The sequence below is a fragment of the Enterococcus sp. AZ170 genome, assembly GCF_050545135.1.
Taxonomy (GTDB): Bacteria; Bacillota; Bacilli; order Lactobacillales; family Enterococcaceae; genus Enterococcus_L; species Enterococcus_L ureilyticus.
Genome location: NZ_CP172947.1, coordinates 558,869 through 578,202 on the forward strand (window position 1 = coordinate 558,869; position 19,334 = coordinate 578,202).

Annotated in this window: 24 protein-coding genes and 1 other annotated feature; of the genes, 17 read left to right on the plus strand and 7 right to left on the minus strand. The window is 36.1% G+C overall.

Annotation, left to right across the window (positions count from 1 at the left end):
* Positions 1 to 10: 10 nt before the first annotated feature.
* The 5 genes from IGJ55_RS02725 (at position 11) to wrbA (ending at position 2,993) form a co-directional block, all read left to right on the plus strand.
* Positions 11 to 550: a hypothetical protein gene (locus IGJ55_RS02725; protein ID WP_429950117.1), complete on the plus strand. Its 540-nt coding sequence runs from the start codon at positions 11 to 13 to the stop codon at positions 548 to 550.
* A gap of 64 nt (positions 551 to 614) precedes the next feature.
* A complete protein-coding gene (locus IGJ55_RS02730; protein ID WP_429950119.1) occupies positions 615 to 1,271 on the plus strand; it encodes a hypothetical protein in 657 nt (218 codons plus the stop codon).
* A 24-nt stretch (positions 1,272 to 1,295) separates the two neighbouring features.
* Entirely contained in the window at positions 1,296 to 1,619 is a 324-nt protein-coding gene (locus tag IGJ55_RS02735; protein WP_430607261.1) for a hypothetical protein, read from the plus strand.
* A 275-nt stretch (positions 1,620 to 1,894) separates the two neighbouring features.
* Complete coding sequence (locus IGJ55_RS02740) at positions 1,895 to 2,212, plus strand: rhodanese-like domain-containing protein (protein WP_429950121.1); 318 nt, start codon at positions 1,895 to 1,897, stop codon at positions 2,210 to 2,212.
* Positions 2,213 to 2,387: 175 nt separating this feature from the next.
* Complete coding sequence (gene wrbA / locus IGJ55_RS02745) at positions 2,388 to 2,993, plus strand: NAD(P)H:quinone oxidoreductase type IV (protein WP_069638877.1); 606 nt, start codon at positions 2,388 to 2,390, stop codon at positions 2,991 to 2,993.
* 140 nt (positions 2,994 to 3,133) lie between these two features.
* Here wrbA and IGJ55_RS02750 read toward each other — a convergent pair whose 3' ends face one another.
* The 3 genes from IGJ55_RS02750 to IGJ55_RS02760 all read right to left on the minus strand — a co-directional run bounded on the left by IGJ55_RS02750 (position 3,134) and on the right by IGJ55_RS02760 (position 5,373).
* Entirely contained in the window at positions 3,134 to 3,952 is an 819-nt protein-coding gene (locus IGJ55_RS02750) for an amino acid ABC transporter substrate-binding protein (RefSeq protein ID WP_430607262.1), read from the minus strand.
* A 13-nt stretch (positions 3,953 to 3,965) separates the two neighbouring features.
* Entirely contained in the window at positions 3,966 to 4,601 is a 636-nt protein-coding gene (locus IGJ55_RS02755; RefSeq protein ID WP_430607263.1) for an amino acid ABC transporter ATP-binding protein, read from the minus strand.
* Positions 4,602 to 4,731: 130 nt separating this feature from the next.
* Positions 4,732 to 5,373, minus strand: a complete 642-nt coding sequence (locus IGJ55_RS02760) for an amino acid ABC transporter permease (RefSeq protein WP_069638880.1) — start codon at positions 5,371 to 5,373, stop codon at positions 4,732 to 4,734.
* A 549-nt stretch (positions 5,374 to 5,922) separates the two neighbouring features.
* Positions 5,923 to 6,153: a binding site (T-box leader), on the minus strand.
* Between the two features lie 254 nt (positions 6,154 to 6,407).
* On the opposite strand from IGJ55_RS02760, the gene IGJ55_RS02765 reads away from it, so the two are divergent.
* The 6 genes from IGJ55_RS02765 to IGJ55_RS02790 all read left to right on the plus strand — a co-directional run bounded on the left by IGJ55_RS02765 (position 6,408) and on the right by IGJ55_RS02790 (position 10,646).
* Positions 6,408 to 7,130 carry a gamma-glutamyl-gamma-aminobutyrate hydrolase family protein gene (locus IGJ55_RS02765; RefSeq protein WP_430607264.1) on the plus strand — a complete coding sequence of 241 codons (723 nt, stop codon included), beginning with the start codon at positions 6,408 to 6,410 and terminating at the stop codon, positions 7,128 to 7,130.
* A gap of 35 nt (positions 7,131 to 7,165) precedes the next feature.
* The gene (locus IGJ55_RS02770; protein ID WP_069638882.1) at positions 7,166 to 8,812 is read left to right on the plus strand and encodes a peptide ABC transporter substrate-binding protein; all 1,647 of its coding nucleotides are present in this window, start codon (positions 7,166 to 7,168) and stop codon (positions 8,810 to 8,812) included.
* A 249-nt stretch (positions 8,813 to 9,061) separates the two neighbouring features.
* Positions 9,062 to 9,625, plus strand: a complete 564-nt coding sequence (gene amaP / locus IGJ55_RS02775) for an alkaline shock response membrane anchor protein AmaP (protein WP_429950128.1) — start codon at positions 9,062 to 9,064, stop codon at positions 9,623 to 9,625.
* Between the two features lie 13 nt (positions 9,626 to 9,638).
* The gene (locus IGJ55_RS02780) at positions 9,639 to 9,854 is read left to right on the plus strand and encodes a DUF2273 domain-containing protein (protein WP_069638884.1); all 216 of its coding nucleotides are present in this window, start codon (positions 9,639 to 9,641) and stop codon (positions 9,852 to 9,854) included.
* Between the two features lie 36 nt (positions 9,855 to 9,890).
* Positions 9,891 to 10,361, plus strand: a complete 471-nt coding sequence (locus tag IGJ55_RS02785) for an Asp23/Gls24 family envelope stress response protein (RefSeq protein ID WP_069638885.1) — start codon at positions 9,891 to 9,893, stop codon at positions 10,359 to 10,361.
* A 36-nt stretch (positions 10,362 to 10,397) separates the two neighbouring features.
* Entirely contained in the window at positions 10,398 to 10,646 is a 249-nt protein-coding gene (locus tag IGJ55_RS02790; RefSeq protein ID WP_069638886.1) for a GlsB/YeaQ/YmgE family stress response membrane protein, read from the plus strand.
* A gap of 66 nt (positions 10,647 to 10,712) precedes the next feature.
* Here the strand turns inward: IGJ55_RS02790 and IGJ55_RS02795 are convergent, their stop codons facing one another.
* The 3 genes from IGJ55_RS02795 to IGJ55_RS02805 all read right to left on the minus strand — a co-directional run bounded on the left by IGJ55_RS02795 (position 10,713) and on the right by IGJ55_RS02805 (position 13,353).
* A complete protein-coding gene (locus IGJ55_RS02795) occupies positions 10,713 to 11,033 on the minus strand; it encodes a DUF960 domain-containing protein (protein ID WP_069638887.1) in 321 nt (106 codons plus the stop codon).
* 192 nt (positions 11,034 to 11,225) lie between these two features.
* A protein-coding gene (locus IGJ55_RS02800) for an IS3 family transposase (protein ID WP_430607266.1) occupies positions 11,226 to 12,646 on the minus strand; the annotation gives its coding sequence in 2 pieces (ribosomal slippage) (positions 11,226 to 12,169 and positions 12,169 to 12,646; 1,422 coding nt in all).
* Between the two features lie 95 nt (positions 12,647 to 12,741).
* Complete coding sequence (locus IGJ55_RS02805; RefSeq protein WP_069638888.1) at positions 12,742 to 13,353, minus strand: 50S ribosomal protein L25/general stress protein Ctc; 612 nt, start codon at positions 13,351 to 13,353, stop codon at positions 12,742 to 12,744.
* 517 nt (positions 13,354 to 13,870) lie between these two features.
* Between IGJ55_RS02805 and IGJ55_RS02810 the strand changes: the two genes are divergently transcribed.
* Positions 13,871 to 14,641: a 16S rRNA pseudouridine(516) synthase gene (locus tag IGJ55_RS02810; protein WP_430607267.1), complete on the plus strand. Its 771-nt coding sequence runs from the start codon at positions 13,871 to 13,873 to the stop codon at positions 14,639 to 14,641.
* Positions 14,616 to 15,299, plus strand: coding sequence for a YjjG family noncanonical pyrimidine nucleotidase (locus IGJ55_RS02815; RefSeq protein ID WP_430607268.1), 684 nt, complete (start codon positions 14,616 to 14,618; stop codon positions 15,297 to 15,299). The genes IGJ55_RS02810 and IGJ55_RS02815 overlap by 26 nt, the downstream gene beginning before the upstream one ends.
* A 122-nt stretch (positions 15,300 to 15,421) precedes the next feature.
* Here IGJ55_RS02815 and IGJ55_RS02820 read toward each other — a convergent pair whose 3' ends face one another.
* Positions 15,422 to 15,871 (minus strand): GNAT family N-acetyltransferase, encoded by a 450-nt coding sequence (locus IGJ55_RS02820; RefSeq protein ID WP_430608112.1) that lies wholly within the window; start codon positions 15,869 to 15,871, stop codon positions 15,422 to 15,424.
* A gap of 165 nt (positions 15,872 to 16,036) precedes the next feature.
* On the opposite strand from IGJ55_RS02820, the gene IGJ55_RS02825 reads away from it, so the two are divergent.
* From IGJ55_RS02825 to IGJ55_RS02840, 4 genes are all read left to right on the plus strand, one after another.
* Complete coding sequence (locus IGJ55_RS02825) at positions 16,037 to 16,516, plus strand: hypothetical protein (RefSeq protein ID WP_100630402.1); 480 nt, start codon at positions 16,037 to 16,039, stop codon at positions 16,514 to 16,516.
* 217 nt (positions 16,517 to 16,733) lie between these two features.
* Entirely contained in the window at positions 16,734 to 17,363 is a 630-nt protein-coding gene (gene udk / locus IGJ55_RS02830; protein WP_430607269.1) for a uridine kinase, read from the plus strand.
* Between the two features lie 163 nt (positions 17,364 to 17,526).
* Positions 17,527 to 18,195: a response regulator transcription factor gene (locus tag IGJ55_RS02835; RefSeq protein WP_069638893.1), complete on the plus strand. Its 669-nt coding sequence runs from the start codon at positions 17,527 to 17,529 to the stop codon at positions 18,193 to 18,195.
* The gene (locus IGJ55_RS02840) at positions 18,186 to 19,277 is read left to right on the plus strand and encodes a sensor histidine kinase (RefSeq protein WP_207120265.1); all 1,092 of its coding nucleotides are present in this window, start codon (positions 18,186 to 18,188) and stop codon (positions 19,275 to 19,277) included. Before IGJ55_RS02835 ends, IGJ55_RS02840 begins: the two co-directional genes overlap by 10 nt.
* Positions 19,278 to 19,334: the final 57 nt, after the last annotated feature.

Genomic DNA, 19,334 nt, shown 5'->3' on the forward strand with positions numbered 1-19,334 from the left:
GAGGGAATCTATGAACAAATCAACGCAAACAAATGAAGAAAAAAAGAAAAAGAAACGACTATTACTTCTACTATTGCTGCTCTTATTTGCAATAGCGGCAGGTGGTATATACTATTATTATTCGACTAAAACCGAACCTGTTCAGGTTGTTTCTGGGGACTATCTGCCCGAGACAAAAGACGCTAAAAAAATGAGTGACAAAGAGCTCAAAGCAGCTGAACAAAAAGCAGTTGATGCAAGCAAATTTAATATGGTTATCAAATCGGAAGCCGTATTTGAGACTAGTGATAGTGAAGGGAGTCTTTATATTCAAAATCCAGTCGAAAATGGCTATCCTATCAATGTAGTGATTCGTTTAGACAGCAACAATGAACAAGTTTATTCCTCTGGTGCAATTCAGCCAGGTTATGAAATAAATGGAGCAAAGCTAGAGCAACAACTTCCTAAAGGAAAGCATCCTGCAACTGCCACATTTGATATTTACGATGCGAAAACAAATAAAAAACGTGGGCAAGTTCAGGCAGGAATTACGATTCAGATCAACAACTAACATAGTTATTTGACAGATTTTCTGTTAAAAATAAATCATCTTACACATAAGAAGGAGAAACGATATGAAAAAAACAAATATTTTACTTACTACAATGATGTTAGGCCTAAGTGTATCAGGACTAACACAATTTGCTTCAGCTCAAACAGTCGATGGAGAAAATTCTGCAGATGTGATCATCAACGGAACAATCGGTAAATTAGATAATACAGATCCAGATGCAACAATTCCAGAAGGGTCTGATGAGTGGATCAATGTTACTGTGGATACTGCAACGGCATTCCATACAACAACAGCAAGTGCCCATAAAAATATTGAATCAGCTGATTACAGTATTGTGAACAATTCAGGTCGTGGTGTAGCTGTGACTTTGAATAAAATGGACGGTACACCAACATATGTTGATACCTTGACAATCAATGCCAAAGGAAATGGTCTCGCTACCACACCAGCAGCGACTAAATTAGTCAATGGCAATGCGTTAGTTGATTTAACAAGTACATCTACTTGGATGACATTGGCAAATAAAGATGGTCGTTTAAATATTGATACAGATGCTGCTTCAGCGTATGCTAATGCTGCAACGTTTTATTATACAGGTACGACGGTTGCCAACTTACCAGCCGATGCCAATGAAAAAGCTACAGCAGAAAACTATACGCTAACATTAAAATTCACATCGATTCAAAAAGATGGTACAACAATTGGTGTAACGCCATAATTTCACAAAAGGCTGTGATAAGCAATGAAACAATTTAATTATCACATCATCACATTTATTCTTTTACTCGGCTGTATTGGCTTTTATCAAAAAGCTGCATACGCGGACACTGCTGAGGTAGAGATTAATGGACAAATCGGCGGCAAGACAGTAAATGAACAGGCACCAAAAGAACCAACCGGAAAACCGAATACCAACTTAGCAAAACCTAAGCAATCCCACATAACATTAAGAAAATTTCCAAATAATGGTAGTATTATTGACACACTTACCCCAATAGGGATATTGTTGCTGTTGATTTATATACTGCTCCTCAGATGGAAAGCACATAGAAATAAATATTCGTGAAAAACGGAAACAAGACGATCAACGTTTTGTTTCTATTTTCTTTATAAAAGAGAGTGATGAAGAATGAAGGAAACGAAGTATTCGATCATTCTGGAAAACAGACATTTTGGTGGTATAAAAAAATTGCAGCAAATATCTTATATTTTTAATCGAACTCATAGAAATGTCAAGTCAAGGGTTGTTGTATGAACAAACAGTGGTATACTGCTAATGAGACGAATTCGGTGATAAGTTAATCGAATGATATGAAAACCTGCAGGAGGCATAACAACTAGATGAAAAGAGTATCGATCAAGGAATTAAAGGAACTAATCGAGTTAACGGTCAAGGAGCCAGTTTCGATCATCGATGTTCGCGAAGTAGAGGAATTTGCTAAAGGGCACATTCTTACAGCGAAGAACTATCCATTATCTACTTTACCAGAAGCAATGTCAGAAATTGATCGAGAGCAGCCGCATTATGTTATTTGTCAACATGGTATTCGCTCAGAGCATGCCTGTTCTTTTCTCGAAAATTATGGTTATAATGTTGTTTCTGTTTCAGAAGGAATGTCAGTTTGGGACGGAGAAGGGCAAGAAAAGAGCTATAGATAAGAAAAGTCGTGATAAGTATGATACTTATTACGGCCTTTTTTTATAGAAAATAAGCTTAAAATGACAATTTTTGAATAAACTTATTTTTAGTAAGTAAAAACACTTGTAAGTTCACTTACTTTTTGTTAGTATATAAATGTAGACAAGAAAACAACAGTTATTGGAGGAAAATATCATGACAACAAAATTATTGATCGCCTATTACAGCTCAACAGGAACAGGAACACAAATGGTAAAATGGGCAAAAGAAGCAGCAGAAGCAAATGGGGCTGAAGTTCGTTTGAGAAAAGTCCACGAATTGGCACCAGATGTAGCGATTGACTCAAATCCATTATGGCGTAAAAATGTAGACGCTAGTACCGATATCCCAGAAGTGACAAGTGATGATTTACTATGGGCAGATGCTTATATCTTCTCTTCACCATCTCGTTTTGGTGTAATGGCTAGCCAATTAAAACAATTTTTTGATTTACAAGGTGGACTTTGGGCGCAAGGTAAATTAGCAAATAAATTTGTAACAGCTTTCTCTTCTGCACAAAATCCAAATGGTGGACAAGAACAAGTAATTCAAGGAATCTATACTGTTATGCAACATTGGGGCGCAATTATCGTGCCAGCAGGATACGTTAATCCATCAACTTTTGCAGCAGGCGGTAATCCTTATGGAACGAGTGCTTCAATTGATGGCGAAGGAAATATGTTGAAAGCAGATGAAGTGAAAGCAGCGATTCAAGATCAAACAAAACGTTTGGTGGATGTGACAACTAAATTTTTAGGGTAGGAAGCAGCGATTAATAACTATCCTAGTGTTTGATGTTTTTATAAGTATGTGTTTTGATTAGAAAAATGACGTGATGAACACAAGAACAAACACCCCTCAAGGGAGCCAAGCTCTCTTGAGGGGTGTTTGTTTAAAGTAGTCTATTTTGTAACATCTTCGCCAAACCATTTCGTTGAGATTCTAGCTAATTCTCCCGATTCTCGAAGCTTTTCAAAACCGGTATTGATTTTCTCAGCTAAGTTTTTGTCAGATTTTCTCAAACCGACAGCAAATGCCTCACTTTCAAAATCACCACTGACAATAGAATAGTCGGCTAAATTATCTTCATGAGAAAGATAATAGTTTGCATAAACCCGATCGATCAATAACCCATCGATTCGTCCAGATTTTAAGTCCATGAAAGCTTCGTTGAAGCCATCGTACAAAATCGCGGTCTGATCTTTAACTAGATTTTTTAGAATAGTCGGCTGCTCTTCAAAGCTATTGATACCAGAAGAGCCATTTTGGGCACCTAAAATTTTGCCTTTCATATCAGAAAAATGATTGATATTGTTCTTCTTTAAAGCGACAACAACTTGTTCATTTTTCATGTATTCATCACTAAAAAGGACTTTTTCTTCTCGTTCAGCACTTTTAGAGTAACCATTCCAAATCAAATCAATCGTTTGATTCTGTAATTCGTTTTCTTTCATTGACCAATCAATCGGCTGAAAATCAACGGTGATATCATATAAATCAAAAACTGCACGGGCTAGATCAATATCAAAGCCGATGATTTCGCCAGATTTGTTTTGAAAACCCATTGGCACAAAAGAATCATCCAATCCGACAATCACTCTTTTTTCATCATTGATGCGCGTCCATTGATCTGTATCTGTTTTTTTTCTACCACAACCAGCTACAGATAAGACAGCAAATAAAATTGTCATGAGAAAGAATAAATAGCTTTTTTTCTTCATATAAATGTCCTTTCTATTGAACAGGTGTGACTGTCAATAAGTTATCAGCAATATTTTCAGCAAAATTCATATCATGAGTTACAACGATTTGGGTCATCTCTTGTGCCTTGAGGGTTAAGATGACTTCTTCAACTTGTTGGCGAAGTTCAGGATCAAGCGCACTCGTTGGTTCGTCATAACCTAACACTTTAGGTTTCATTGCTAGGGCACGTGCGAGAGCCACTCGTTGTTTTTGACCGCCAGATAATTGATAAGGATATAAGCGTTCTTTTCCGCTGAGACCAAATTTTGTCAGTAAATCGATTGCTTCAGATTCACTAGCCTCTTTTGATTGTTTCAAAGAAAGGATCGGTGCTAAAGTTATATTGTCTAAAACTGAAAGATGAGGGAATAATTGGAAATCTTGGAAGACAATACCGACGACTTGATCTGCATTATCCATTTCCACAGGATTAAAAGGCACACCGTCCATCGTCAGTTCACCCGAATCAATTGTCTCTAAACCAGCTAAACAGCGTAGTAGAGTTGTTTTTCCACCTCCGGAAGGACCAACGATCGTTAGAATTTCACCATCTTTGATTTCTAAATTTAATTGGTCAATGATTCGACGACCATCGAAACTTTTGGTTAAGTTTTTAATAAGTAGCATGTTATTACCTCCTAATAGTAGATACTGAAAATATTTGTTCAGGCCTGTCAAAAAAATAGAGTAAATGAATTGATCTTTTGTCAGATGCTATTTCTATTTTTTCCTGAAATGATAACCCGAATGGGATTACTTATTTATAATACTGATAATGTTTTTCAAGTTTTTTCGATGCAAGTGTTAAGATTGCAGTTAGTAACAAATAAATAATCCCCACTAAAACTAAAGGCAACAGGCTTACATCACGGCTCATCGCAATTTTTCCAGCGCGTAGTAAGTCTCCTAAACCAAGGACATAAATCAATGAGGTATCTTTTACTAAATTGATTACTTCATTGCCGATGGAAGGCAATACAACTTTGATGACTTGAGGTAAGATAATTCTTGTGACTGTTTGAAAGCTAGTTAAACGCAGTACCTTGGCAGCCTCATATTGTCCTTCAGGAATCGATTGAATCCCACCACGAAAAATTTCTGCAAAATAAGCTGCATAATTTAAAATAAAAGCGAACAACGCAGCATCATATCGTTCAAAGACAATCCCAATCAATGGGAGACCATAAAAAACAAAGATAAGTTGCAATAATAATGGTGTTCCCCGCATTAGCCAAATGTAAATATTGATTAGAAAATTCAAGGGTTTAAAATTTGTCTGTAAGCCAAACGCAACTAAGATCCCAAGTGGAATCGACCCCAGTAGTGTAAAAATAAATACTTTTAATGTCATAAGTGCACCGTCTAATAAAGCCGGCATGATTTCTAAAATGTAGTTCATAATTTTTCCTCCCGTTTTTTAATTTTTTTTCTAAGAGTAAACAAAAAGCCCTCCTGGCAAAATCAGCCAAGAGGACGAAATAATCGTGGTTCCACCTCAATTTGTTACTACCTCACAGTACTAACCTCATAAAATCTTTAGTTTAACTAAAGATTTTTTCTGATAACGGAGAAGACCGCAAATTCCTACTTGATTCAGAAGTTGACTAAAACAGATGTGTTCATCAAAGGTTTCCAGCTTTTTCTCTCAGCAAAATAAAAAAGTCTCTGTCAGGAAATGATCAGTGATTACTTGTTCTGTTTGTGTGTGTTGGTTTTGTTAGAATGGTTGATGGATATTTTTTTACAATTTATTTATGTCAGATGTAAGCTGTTTTGAGATTTACTAGTAAGGAAACTGCTCTCTTGTTGGTCACCAAGTACTATTCATCATTTACTCTGACAAAGCCAGACGCAGTCCTCTAATTCTTAGAGCTTTAGCACTTAGAACTTGATGAGATCGAAACGAAGTGACGTGATGAATCGTAAAAAAAATCCTTTGGCAATAAAGCCAAAGGACGCAAAATTCGTGGTTCCACCTTTTTTTATTATCGCCTCACAACGATAACCTCATGAAGTCATAAACTTCCAATGCTGTAACGGGCATTCCCGAACTTTCCTACTTAGTTGTTCAAAAAGTTAACTCCCAGATGTGTTTCGCTTTATCTTTTTGTCTTTTTCCACCAAGCAAAGACTCTCTTCAATAAAAAAATAAAGGTACTCTTCTGTTCTTTGTTTTTTATTACTTTACCATCAGTTTGTCCACTTGTCAACAACTCTTTGTTTAGAAAATTCAGAAAATAGCTTATTTTAAGCATAAAAGTAACCGATTAAGGAAAATTGAGGTAAAATAGAAATAGTTATTTCCTATTAAAAAGTAAGTAAATTGTGATAGCCAAAAACTATCGCACCTTTTCTATTTGTACTATCCTTTCATATATATATCTGATAAACTATGTACAATTATTATCGGAAAGTAAAAAGGAGTGGTGTCGATTGAGGCGGCCAATTATTGGAATTGCAGCGAATGAAATTGAAGATGCAGGAGCGCGGTTGTACCATTTACCAATTAGTTACACTCCTTGTGGTTATATTAAAGCAGTTCAACATGCTGGAGGTTTACCGCTGGTTCTGCCAGTGGGTTCTCCTGACTTAGCTAAGGATTATATCAAACAGATCGATAAGTTGATTTTGGCTGGGGGACAAAATGTTTCACCAGGATTATATGGCGAACCAATCCAAGTTGAAGAAGCGTCATTATCTGAAGACAGAGATCGCTTTGAGTTAGCTTTGATTAAAGAAGCTATTGCACAAAAGAAACCGATTTTTGCCGTTTGTCGTGGTCTCCAACTGGTTAATGTAGCGCTTGGCGGTAGTTTATATCAGAATATCAGTCATTTTAGTGATATGAACATTGCTCATATGCAAGTACCGGTATCTAGAGAAATTCCAACACATCAGATTCACACAGAAGACAAGAGTATTTTACGTGAAATTTATGGAAAAAAAACGGCTGTTAACTCATTCCATTTTCAAGCGGTAAAAGAATTAGCAGAAAAACTAAAGGTTACAGCGTTTAGTGAAGATGGGATCATTGAAGGTGTGGAAAGTAACGATCCAAGTATAGTCTTTTTAGGTGTACAGTGGCATCCTGATTTTGCTTATGATCATTTAGAACAAGAAATGGCTGTTTTTCACTATGTGGTTAAAAAATTATAAAGTATCTAGTTTTTAAAAAGAGGAGGATTTTGATAATGAAGAAAAAGTTTGGTGTTTTTGTATTAGCAGCGAGTTTATTGTTGACTGCTTGCGGTGGAGGTAAAGGGACAAGTTCATCTGGCGAAAAACCAGATGGTGGTAAAACAACTCAGACACAAGTAATCAAAGTGGCCTCTGGTGGAGAATTATCAACATTAGATAGTGCGCATTATACGGATGTCTACAGTTCTGATATGATAGGTCAAGTTGTAGAAGGACTTTATCGGATGGATAAAAATCATGATCCAGAACTGGCAGTGGCCGCTAGCGAGCCAACTGTTAGTGATGATGGACTTGTTTATACGTTTAAATTAAAAGAAACAAAATGGAGCAACGGTGATCCAGTTGTAGCAGGGGATTTTGTGGCGTCCTTTAAAAATGTTGTAGATCCAAGCTTTGGTTCAAGCAGCAGTAACCAAATGGATATTTTCAAAAATGGTCGAAAAATTCGTGAGGGACAAGCCCAATTAGATGAACTTGGGGTCAAAGCACTGGATGATCAAACCTTAGAAATGACACTTGAATACCCAATTCCCTATTTAGCACAAGTATTGGTGGGCACACCATTTATGCCTAAAAATGAAAAATTTGTCAAAGAAAAAGGCGAAGCTTATGGCACGTCAGCAGACAACTTTGTTGGAAATGGCCCATTTGTGATTTCAGGTTGGGACGGTAATACAGAAAACTGGAAATTAGAGAAAAATAAGGATTACTGGGATCAGGAAAATGTTAAATTAGAGACGATCGATGTTCAAGTGGTGAAAGAAATTGGGACAGGGACGAATCTTTTTGATGCAGGAGATTTGGATTATACTGTATTAGCGGATACCTATGCCCTACAATACAAAGACTCACCACAAGCTAATTTTGTGCCTAAAGCAATGGTTGGTTATTTAAGTCCAAATCATAAACGAGAAGTAACAGGCAATATAAATGTTCGCAAAGCGATTCTGCAAGCAATCGATAAAGAGACTTTCGCTAAAGATATTCTAGGAGATGGTTCGACGGCAATCAATGGTTTTGTACCAAAGGATTTTGCAAAAAATCCTGAAACCGGCGAAGATTTTCGTAAAGAAAATGGTGATTTTCTTCCGTTTGATTTAAAATCTGCTCAAAAAAGCTGGGAAACCGCTAAGAAAGAATTAGGGAAAGAAGAAATCGAATTAGAATTACTTTCAGCTGATTCCGCGCTTGCAAAGAAGACAATTGAGTATGTCCAAGGGCAATTACAACAAAATCTACCTGGATTAAAAATTACATTGAAATCAGTTCCATTACAAAATCGTTTGGACTTACAAACAGCTAGTAATTTTGATCTAGTTTTCGGTACATGGACACCAGATTATGCGGATCCGATCAACTTCTTAGAATTCTATGATTCTAAGAGCGGTTTGAATACAGCGGGTTACGACAATCCCGAATATGATAAAGGATTGAATGATGCCAGAATTACTTTAGCCAACGATCCAGAAAAACGTTGGGATAAGTTGAAAGAATTAGAAGAAACATTGATTGAAAAAGACGCCGCTGTATTGCCTCTATATCAAGGTGCGATTGGTTACCTTAAAGCGGATCGATTAAAAGAACTACAAGTCTTTCCATTTGGACGAACAGTTTCATATCGTTTGGCCTATGTAGAATAACTTAAAAGAATACGAATCAGTTGAATGCCAATTTTCTCATCTTGGTATTCAACTTTTTTTATTGTGAAAATAGCTGTGGTAAATACTGATGTAGCAATCTTTAGTCAGGAAAAACAGTTTCAATCAAATGAGAATAGTGATAAGAAGTATGCGTATCTTTTGTAATTGTTGAATAATGCGTTTAACATAAAATATAGAAATAAGAAAAATTATTTGAAAAAGAAAAAACAATGTTGGAGGGGAAATTCTATGCGAGTGCTTAAAGGTCTTATTTCTTTATTATTAATAGCAGGTATTTTTGGTATCGTGGGTTTGTATTCCCAAGTGGAAAACTTAGGCGTTGTGAGTACCTTTTTTGAGAACTTGCTATTTGAAGGAGAGTGGCTCTTTTATTTTTACCAAGTTGTTCTTTTTACCCTCTTAGCGGTATTAGCCTTAGCGTTTTTAATGGTGATTTTTAAACCAATCACTAAAAAAGAAGTGCACATAAAAAAAGACATGGGGCAAATCAATTTACCACTGCATACGTTGGAGTCTATTGCTAAGTCTGCATTAAATGGGATCGTAAATGCCGATAACGCACAAGTGAAAGTTAGGCTAACGAAAAAGCAACTGGCGAATGTAGAAGTAATAGTCGCAGATGAGAATCAAAAAGAATTGCTAAGCAAAGGCAAAAAAATCCAAGAACAAATTCCACAAGCTTTACAACAGATGGCAAGAATCGAAACGAATAAGACGAAGGTAATTTTCAAAAAGAAAAAAACAGGAGCTTCGTTGTTGCCGATTAGTAAAAAAGAATCCCGTGTGGTTTGAAGGAGGCGGAACAGTGAAAAAACTAAAAAAACTCGAACCTTACCGCAATCAAATTCTATACACGAGTCTAGCTGTTCTAATCGCTATTCTTTTGATGACAATTGGCTTTTGGAAAACAATTTTATTGGTTCTTTTAATCGGGATCGGTTATCTTATTGGGAAAATGCAAGATGAAAAACGCTCTATCTCTTCAATTTTAGCTTCTATACAAGCTTTTTTTGAAAGATAAAATAAATTGAATCAAAATCAGAAAGGTTGAGAGAAAATGGATAACAAAACAAATGTAAACACAACTGAAGGAAAAAACACAAATGGCGTCAAAACAAAATTAACATTTGACGATCAAGTCGTGAAAAAAATTGCTGGTATCGCCGTATCAGAAATTCCTGGAATTTTAGGGTTGAGTGGAAATGCAATCACCAACTTGACTGATAAATTTACGAACGGAAATAATCCAACCAAAGGAATCAGTGCCGAAGTAGGAACGAAACAAGTGGCGATTGATTTAGATGTCATTGGAGAATATGGAAAAAATATTGCGCAAGTCTTTGATGCCGCAACGAAAAAAGTTTCTGAAGAAGTAAAAAATATGACAGGCTTAGATGTTATTGAATTTAACATGAATGTCGACGATGTTATGTCAAAAGAACAATACGAAGAAAAATTTGAAAATAAGAAAAAAGATGATAGTGACAACGATAAAAAATCAGATGATAATACCCGGGTATTGCAATAGGGTATGACTGATTTCGATTAGAGGAGGAGAAGCATTATGCTAAGTTTTATTTGGTCATTGATTGTCGGCGGGGTGCTAGGTGCCATCGCTGGAGCAATTTTAGGTAGAGATGTTCCAGGTGGTGTGATTGGGAATATCATTGTTGGATTTATTGGTAGCTGGGTCGGTACTATGTTATTAGGAAACTTTGGTCCAATTATCGGTGGATTTCCCATCATCTCAGCGTTGATTGGGGCAGTGATTTGTATCGCAATTTATTCTTTCATTGCCAAACGCATGGCTTAAGTGCAAAATAATAAAACCAGTTCCGATTAGCGATCATAGGCTATCGAAACTGGTTTTTCTAATTATTTATTCATACATTTCCGCGGGTAGTAAAATTGTTTCTTTATTGCCATCATCAAAAGCAAAGACTTGAGATGGATAAGCATCAGAATAAGGGAATGGTAAATCAATGGCCATTTGGACATCACTGATTTCTTGTGAAAAATGAACAGTTACTTTCCCACCATTGTCGATTAAATCAAAATACAACATATTCGTCAGCGGAATCACACCTTTTAAATCCAAATCAATAATCAGCCAGATACTGTCGATCAAGGCTGCAGGCAAGCTCTCAACTACACCTAAAGAAGCATAACGATTACGTGCGCTATCAAAACTTTCAACCATCAATTTGACCTCCTTTGTTTACCTACTAATAGTATACCTTATTTGTATAAAACTCGCTTCTGTTGTGTTTGAGAATAACTGCAAGTAAATAAGCTCAATAAAAGAGCAAAAAAGAGATAAAGTCAATGTAGTGACCCCAAAAAGTTAGACTTTTTTCGGAGTAGAGAAATCTACTCCGTTTTTTATTCGTTATTAAGCTGCTTTACTTTCGGCTATTCGAAACTGTACAGGACTTTTCCAGTTCAGTTTCTTTTTCAGTCGTTCGTTGTTGTAATAATAGATATAGTTATCAATTGCCATTTTTAGTTCTTCAAAACCAGAATAGGTTTTCCCGTGATAAATTTCTTGTTTTAAAAGACTAAAGAAGTTCTCCATGATTGAGTTATCTAGACAATTGCCTTTTCGAGACATACTTTGAAAAATGTTCTGTTTCTTCAGTTTATAGCTGTAAGCTTTCATTTGATACGCCCAACCTTGATCTGAGTGAAAGGTGCGACGATAAGGACAATCATTCGTCAGTCTGATTGCTTCTTCTAATCCTTCCATTATTGCCAGTGCATTTGGTTTTTCTGAGATACGATAAGAAAGAATTTCACTATTATACATATCCATAAAAGGATCTAAGTATAACTTTTTTTGACGAATGATTCCTTTGGGATCACAATCAAAATACTTTAATTCTGTTGTATCTGTCGTTATTTTTTGATGACAAACACTCGTGTAAAAGCGACGTTGGATTCGGTTCTTGGCAATCGTTCCAACTTTTCCACGATACGAGCTATAGCGACGGGATTTCCGTGTATAAGAGCGGACTTCAATCCTTAGCTTTCGAATTAAGCGTTGAACTTTCTTTTTATTCACGTGGAATCCTCGGCTCCTTAGTTCGTTCGTCATTCGTAAACAGCCGTAATCTTTATGCTTTTGACGAATATGAAGCATCTCTGTTTCAATTTCCTGATTTGGATTTTTTCGGTCAAATCGTTTTTGCCAATACATAAAGGTTGATTTAGAAAAATTCAATGCTTCAAGAAGCTCAACTAATTTGAACTGTCCTCGGAGGCTTGCGATGATTCGCGCGATTGATTCACTCGTCGTTGTTGAGCTTCCTGTTTTCGCAGCTTCCTCAGTTCTTTTAAAAAGGCATTTTCAATTTGAAGAGTACGAACCTGCTTTTCTAATTCTTTGATGCGATTCTGTTCTTCTAGCGTTTCTTTCATTAAATGCTTCTTTGTCTGTTCTTCTTTTTTTGGCACGGTAGATAGACGCCCTTTCTCTTTTGAGAGCCCATCGATTCCTTCTTTTCGGAATTTTCGCATCCAGTTGGCAATAAGAGTTGGATTATTCATTTCAAGAATATTGGCAACTTCACGATAGGAGAGCTCACTTGTTTGATATAACTCTATCGCATTTAGCTTGAATTGAACAGAATAATTCTGATTTTGACGTTTTCGTAAAAGACCTTCTTCACCAAATTCTTGATAAGCATTGATCCACCTATGGACTTGTTCCGCCGCTTTAACCCCATGCTTATTTGCTAAAGCTTGTATTCCTCCTTTCCCTACCAGATATTCTTGAACAATTTTTAGTTTAAGTTCAAAGCTATATTTAGACATAAAAATACCGACCTCCAAAAAATTAGATTTTTGGTCTAACTTTTTGGGGTCGGTTCAAAGACTTTATCTCTTTTAAGTTCTATTCAATCAATGCTTTATTCTGGTTTTTCACCAATCACAGTAGGCTCAGCTGCTTCGCCAGTAGATTCTTCTTCAGCTGCTTTAGCTTCTACAACGGCTGCAATTTGTTCTTCACCATCAGTAATAATATCGTAATCTTTATTTTTGGGTAGATCAGCCACAGTGATGGCATCGCCAATAGCAAGTTTGGTAATGTCAACTTCTACACGCTCTGGTAATTTATCTGGTGTAGCGGAAACAAGCACATTATATAAGTTTTGGTTTAATTCTCCACCAACTTTGACTCCAGCAGATTCACCAACAAGAACGATTTCAGCTTCAACTTCAGTTGTTTCTTTCATGTTTACAGCAAGAAACTCGACGTGCTTCATTTGGCTGGTGAATGTATCTAATTGTGCTTTAAACATCAATGTATTGATTTTTTTTCCACCAATAGTCATTGTGATTACAGCGTTGGCGCCATTATCTCGTAAAATTTTTGTTAATTCTTTTTGATCAACTGAAATAGGCGTACTTTCAATTTCAAATCCATAAACAACGGCGGGAACTTGACCAGTGTGACGTAGTTGATTTCTTAGGGAACGTGGACGGACAGCTCTTTCTTTAACTTCTAATGATACTGACATAACCAAAATCCTCCTTAAATTTAAAGCGTAATGGGGCTCATTGAGTTCTAAAGAACTAGCCCAATAGCTTGATAAATCAAAATGAATTTATATTTGGTTATCTGCAAAAAGCAAAATAATGTAAAAAAGGAGTTTTACTGACGCTTCGTGTAAATGGATAAAAGTTGGAACTTAGCTAAAGCTCTTCGGTTCATTTATGAGACGAACAAGCAACTTCTATCAAGAGGACAGCAAAGACAAAAAAATCCCGAATAATTGTGCACAATTATCCAGGGGGAAATTCCATATGATATCTTATTCTCTCCCAGGTCATTACGCTGTTTTTGAGAAACCTTATTCACTTTCTACATCAACCATAACGCGAATTCAAATTTAAGTCAAGGGAAGAGAGCGAATAGCGGGTGTCTTTTAATTTTTACTTAAAGATTGTTTTGTTACTTGTAAAATAAAATTAGTCGTGTTTTCTTTCCATTCGTTGCACTTTGTACTAAACTATTAAGTGAAATGAGGAAAGTACATGCGTTTAGATAAATTAATGGAACAGGAAAATTTTGGTTCTCGAAGGAAAGTCAAAGCCCTGATTCGTAGTAAGCAAGTGAGAGTTGACGGACATATCATTATGGATGAAAGTTTAAATGTAGATGCAGCTTTGCATGAAATTTTTGTTGGGGAGCGGCAAATACTGCAAAAAACACATGTCTATTATATGCTGAATAAGCCTCAAGGTGTTGTGACCGCCGTCAGGGATGTCAAACACCAAACGGTTATCGATTTAATCGAGAAAAAAGATCAAAGAGCAGGGTTATATCCTATTGGCAGACTAGACAGAGATACAGAAGGACTATTACTGCTCACAGATAATGGTCAACTGGGTTACCAGCTTTTGCAACCACAAAAAAAAGTACTAAAACGCTACGAAGTGATCGTTAATGAACGACTGACGAAGGAAGATTGCGTAGCATTTGCACAAGGAATTGTGTTTTCGGATGGCAAAAAGTGCCTAGCAGCTAAACTTCAGATTTTGTCCGCTGAAGAACATCAAAGTCAGGCTTATCTGGATATTACAGAAGGAAAATTCCATCAAGTGAAAAAAATGTTTTTAGCTGTGGGCAAAAAGGTGATTTACTTGAAACGGTTATCAATGGGACCAGTCGTATTGGATCCAATGCTTAGCTCAGGTGAGTATCGTTCTTTAAATCCAGAAGAATTACAGGCATTGTTGCCTTATTTCACTATACATAAAAAAGAAACGAGTGTGAAGCATGAAATTTACAACACTACTATTTGATGTTGATGATACATTATTGGATTTTCAATTAACGGAGAGAAAGGCGTTAAAAGCGCTATTTCAAGAAGAAGAATTGACGTTGACAGATGAGATAGAAGCGATTTACAAGAAAATTAATAGCCGATTATGGCGAGAGTTTGAGCAAGGAAAAACAGACAAAGCCACTGTGACAGATACCCGTTTTAGTTTATTGTTTCAACAATTGAACAAAAAAGTCGATGGCAAAAAGATGGGGGAGCAATATCGCTATCATTTAAGCCAAGGACATGACTTGTTAGGGAATAGCAAAGCTGTCATCGAAAAACTTAATTTCGATTACGAGTTGTATATTGTCACAAATGGGGTGGCAAAAACCCAGTATCAACGCTTAAATGATTCTCAAATGACGAAATTTTTTAATGATATCTTTGTTTCAGAAGAAGTTGGTTATCAAAAACCGATGAAAGAATATTTTGATTATGTGTTCGAACGAATTCCTAATTTTGAAAGGGAAAAAACAATGATCATTGGGGATTCGTTAGCCTCGGACATTCAAGGCGGGCAGTTAGCTGGAATTCAAACGCTTTGGCTTAATCCAACAAAACAAGCAGCATCAGCAACAATTCAACCTAATTATGAAATCAGCCGGTTAGATGACATTTTTGATATATTAGATTAAAAAAGAGGTAGAGGCAAAATTGTGTAGCACTGAGAAATAAGAAGGAGTTACCTTCCACTCCATACTAGGGTTAGAGGGTAAACTTATCGACAGATGAGTTTACCCTCTAATCTTAGTATGTTTTATACGTCTTGGCTTAAACGAACCATATCTTTCAAAATTAGCTTGTTTTCAACAATTTCATCTTTGTAGTGACGAACAAAAAAATCGCGATCAATACCACTCATACGAAATCCACATTTTTGATAGAGATACAATTGGCCTAAGCTAGTGCTGCCAGTTCCGATTTCTACTGTTTTATAGTGATTTTGTTTGGCATGATCTAGTGCAAAATGTATCATTGTTTCACCAATTCCTTGCCCCTGGTAGTGATCAGAGACGGCGATATTAATGATTTCCAGAGTTTCTGGGCGTGTCGGCAATAAGACTAAGATACCTACAATCTGCTCATTTAAAATAACCTCAAAACATACTCCGCGTTTTACATACTCTGCGACTAAACGATGATCTGGATCAGCTGATTGCAATAAGTCATAGTGAAGTGACTGGATTTCTTGAATTTTTCTAATCATCATCTGGATTTTTCCTCTCTAGGTGAAGTGAATGAATGAAAGAATAGTTTATCAAAAATGACAGTTTAGAGCAATAAAGGAAAAGAGGTCTTTTCAGAGTGTGTTGACAGAATCTGAAAATATATGATTAAATAAATAGGTTCAAAATTAAGGAGGAAATTAACAGTGAGAGAAAATTTAAAGGGTGCAAAACAAGAAATGAAAGATAAGGTTAGGCCGTATCAAACTTATGGGTATTATTTTTCAATACCAATCATTATTATTGCTGTGTTTATATTGCCTTTTTTAGGCATAAATGTAAGATCCATAGGGACGATTATTTTTGTTTTTATAATTTTTGCACATATTGGCGCAAGTAAGTTAGAATTGGTCTCTAAAAGAAAGTATGTTGCCCCAATATTAATGTATGTTGCAGATCTAATTGGTCTTATAATGGGAATTTTAATGATTTCTGAAATTTCAAATGGGGGAACTGGTGATGTAGCGTTGGGCTTAATGGGGTTGATCGTTTTTCCGCTTGAGATTATAGCTATTATTTTCTTTTTCATTACGGCAAATGATATAAAAAAAGCCTACCCAACGATGAAACAAGCATCAAAAGAGGCTCGTGAAGAGTATTTATCTCTTAAAAAAAATAGTCAATAGATCAGAATGTGGTTGAGACTGCTTTGAAATGAATTAAAGCAATCAATCGTGAGAGTCTGCAATCTCTACAGAGAATTAGGCTATAGAGTTGCCTAAAACCATAACGAAACTCATAATTTTAAAAAAATAGAAAAAATTGTAGCTTTCTTTCGAGTTTCTATTATAATAGAAAAAGGTTATTAAGACTTTTAGACTTATAAGAGAGAGGTTACCTTGAATGAAAAATACTCAACCAATCGTGATTGGTGTTACTGGCGGTTCCGGCAGTGGAAAAACCAGTGTTAGTCGGGCGATTTTCAATCACTTTCCAAATCATTCGATCATGATGCTGGAACAAGATTCTTATTATAAAGATCAAAGCAACCTGAGTTTTGAAGAGCGCTTGAAGACAAATTATGATCATCCGTTCGCTTTTGATACGGACTTGTTGATTGCTCATTTACAACAACTGATAAACTATCAGACAATCGAAAAACCAGTGTATGATTATGTGGCTCATACGAGAAGCTCTGATGTTTTGATTCAAGAGCCAAAAGAAGTTATCATTTTAGAAGGTATCTTGATTTTGGAAGATAGCCACCTAAGAGAGCTGATGGATATCAAGCTTTATGTGGATACAGATGATGATATCCGTATCATTCGTAGAATCAAGCGAGATATGGAAGAACGTGGCAGAACGCTAGATTCTGTTATTGAACAATATTTAACGGTGGTTAAACCCATGTATCATCAATTTATTGAGCCAACGAAACGCTATGCCGATGTGATTGTTCCAGAAGGTGGCGAAAATCATGTGGCGATTGATTTGATCACTACTAAAGTAGCGAGTATTTTACGTGAACTTTAAAAATAGTCAAGAATAAAAAGAACAACAGCCCTATTTGTGAGTAGCAATGTGGGCTGTTTTTTTGTATTAAAAAAATGAAACATGGACAAATCAAGCATAGTTATAGTATCTTAGTGAGATAACTATTGTTCACAATGACAGTGATTTTGAGAGGAACGATCAGATGAGAATTTTAATTATTGAAGATAATCGTGAATTGGCAATGTCTGTACAAAAAGGATTGGAACGAGAAAATTTTTCAGTTGATCTCGCTTTTTCCGGTCTAGTTGGTGAAGAAAAAGCCTATGTGAATGCGTATGATGCTATTTTATTAGATTTGAATTTACCGGATAGAGATGGTTTATCGATCTTAAATTTTTTAAGAGAATCAACCATTGACACGCCGATCATTATTACTACCGCTAGAGATGAAATCGAAGAGCGTGCGAAAGGACTTGATTTTGGTGCGGATGATTATTTAGTCAAACCATTTGAATTGCTAGAATTAGTGGCCCGTATTCGCGCGGTTATTCGACGTTTTCATGGACGGACAACGCCTTTTATCAAGATCGATCAATTGATGATCGATCCAGTAAAACGGTTTGTCAGCTATGGCGATACGGAAGTGTTTTTAAAACCAAAAGAATTTGATATTTTGTTATGTATTGCTCAGCAGCATCCAGCAGTTGTTTCAACGGAAAAAATAGCTGAACATGTTTATGATGAAAATTTCGATCCATTTTCTTCTGTTTTGCGGGTCCATTTGGCTCGATTAAAGAAACAGCTTGCTCAAGCTTCCGGAAAAGAATTACTTAAAACGATTCGAGCGAAAGGATATCAATTATGCGAATAAATTTTAAAATCAGTTTAACCGTTTTAACCTTTGCTTTTTTTGTCATCTTGATCATCGGTGGCGGTTTTTTTGCTGTAAAAAGTAATTGGCGTGCACAAAATATCGGTCAGTCGATTGGTTCAGCTATTTATGTCGTGAATGATGCTAGTGAACCAATCTCACCAGCGACTGCAACAGTTGAACTAAAAGCCTCGGAGTTAGTCAGTACCGAAGCGTTAGATGACATTTATTTGAATAGTCTATTAAAATATTTGCCAATGATCATTTTAGTTGTATGCTCAGCTTTGTTAGTGTTAACCATGAGCTTATGGTATGTTTTGAGACGAATCTATACCAAACAAATGGTGTCGATCATTCATGATTTACAGTTTTTAGAAAAATTTTCTGAAGAAAAAGTTGAAGATAAAGCGGTTGCTACAGCCTTTAAACAACTTAGAGATAAATTTGATGGAAACCTGGATGATTATAAAAGGCTCAGTAGCTACCTTACTCATGAACAGAAGAATGCAATCGCCATTTTAAGAGCTAATTTGGAATTAGAACAAAATGAAAGTGGGAATCTCCAGATTTTAGATCGTTTGACAGACAGTATCGATGATATCTTAACCTTGTCCAACAGCACTGAAGAGGCGATGAGTGAACAGGTCGATGTTTCATTAATTTGTGCGGAAGTTTGCGATACCTATCGAAAAAGCTATCCCAATCTCACGTTTTCTTTTAATGAAATTGAATCGACCTTGATCTTAGGCAAAAACCGTTGGATTTATCGGGCAGTATCGAATTTAGTAGACAATGCCATCAAATATGGTGAGAACAAACCTATTGAAGTTTCTGTCAATAACCGAAAAGGCAGCATTATAGTTGAAATAAAAGACCATGGCAAAGGGATCGAACCACAAGTGCATACGAATATTTTTAATCATAATTATCGAATCAATGGACTAAAACAAGATGGTTACGGGATTGGTTTATCAGTGGTTTCTCATGTTTGTGATTTATGTCAAGGCTTTGTCTATGTCGAAAGTAAAGAGAATCAAGGATCCACATTTTATTTATCATTTCCGCAAATTGCTGAAAGTTAACATTCAGTTAACAATTGATTTGGTATTGTAGTACCAAGAAAGGAGGAGAGCTAGATC

Bases quoted from the DNA above. Each gene is read 5' to 3' on its own strand.
- IGJ55_RS02755 (WP_430607263.1), bottom strand. From the start codon at position 4,601: ATGCTACTTATTAAAAACTTAACCAAAAGTTTCGATGGTCGTCGAATC.
- IGJ55_RS02785 (WP_069638885.1), top strand. From the start codon at position 9,891: ATGGATAACAAAACAAATGTAAACACAACTGAAGGAAAAAACACAAAT.
- amaP (WP_429950128.1), top strand. From the start codon at position 9,062: ATGCGAGTGCTTAAAGGTCTTATTTCTTTATTATTAATAGCAGGTATT.
- IGJ55_RS02790 (WP_069638886.1), top strand. From the start codon at position 10,398: ATGCTAAGTTTTATTTGGTCATTGATTGTCGGCGGGGTGCTAGGTGCC.
- udk (WP_430607269.1), top strand. From the start codon at position 16,734: ATGAAAAATACTCAACCAATCGTGATTGGTGTTACTGGCGGTTCCGGC.
- IGJ55_RS02795 (WP_069638887.1), bottom strand. From the start codon at position 11,033: ATGGTTGAAAGTTTTGATAGCGCACGTAATCGTTATGCTTCTTTAGGT.
- wrbA (WP_069638877.1), top strand. From the start codon at position 2,388: ATGACAACAAAATTATTGATCGCCTATTACAGCTCAACAGGAACAGGA.
- IGJ55_RS02760 (WP_069638880.1), bottom strand. From the start codon at position 5,373: ATGAACTACATTTTAGAAATCATGCCGGCTTTATTAGACGGTGCACTT.
- IGJ55_RS02750 (WP_430607262.1), bottom strand. From the start codon at position 3,952: ATGAAGAAAAAAAGCTATTTATTCTTTCTCATGACAATTTTATTTGCT.
- IGJ55_RS02740 (WP_429950121.1), top strand. From the start codon at position 1,895: ATGAAAAGAGTATCGATCAAGGAATTAAAGGAACTAATCGAGTTAACG.
- IGJ55_RS02735 (WP_430607261.1), top strand. From the start codon at position 1,296: ATGAAACAATTTAATTATCACATCATCACATTTATTCTTTTACTCGGC.
- IGJ55_RS02725 (WP_429950117.1), top strand. From the start codon at position 11: ATGAACAAATCAACGCAAACAAATGAAGAAAAAAAGAAAAAGAAACGA.
- IGJ55_RS02730 (WP_429950119.1), top strand. From the start codon at position 615: ATGAAAAAAACAAATATTTTACTTACTACAATGATGTTAGGCCTAAGT.
- IGJ55_RS02840 (WP_207120265.1), top strand. From the start codon at position 18,186: ATGCGAATAAATTTTAAAATCAGTTTAACCGTTTTAACCTTTGCTTTT.
- IGJ55_RS02810 (WP_430607267.1), top strand. From the start codon at position 13,871: ATGCGTTTAGATAAATTAATGGAACAGGAAAATTTTGGTTCTCGAAGG.
- IGJ55_RS02770 (WP_069638882.1), top strand. From the start codon at position 7,166: ATGAAGAAAAAGTTTGGTGTTTTTGTATTAGCAGCGAGTTTATTGTTG.
- IGJ55_RS02820 (WP_430608112.1), bottom strand. From the start codon at position 15,871: ATGATTAGAAAAATTCAAGAAATCCAGTCACTTCACTATGACTTATTG.
- IGJ55_RS02835 (WP_069638893.1), top strand. From the start codon at position 17,527: ATGAGAATTTTAATTATTGAAGATAATCGTGAATTGGCAATGTCTGTA.
- IGJ55_RS02815 (WP_430607268.1), top strand. From the start codon at position 14,616: ATGAAATTTACAACACTACTATTTGATGTTGATGATACATTATTGGAT.
- IGJ55_RS02805 (WP_069638888.1), bottom strand. From the start codon at position 13,353: ATGTCAGTATCATTAGAAGTTAAAGAAAGAGCTGTCCGTCCACGTTCC.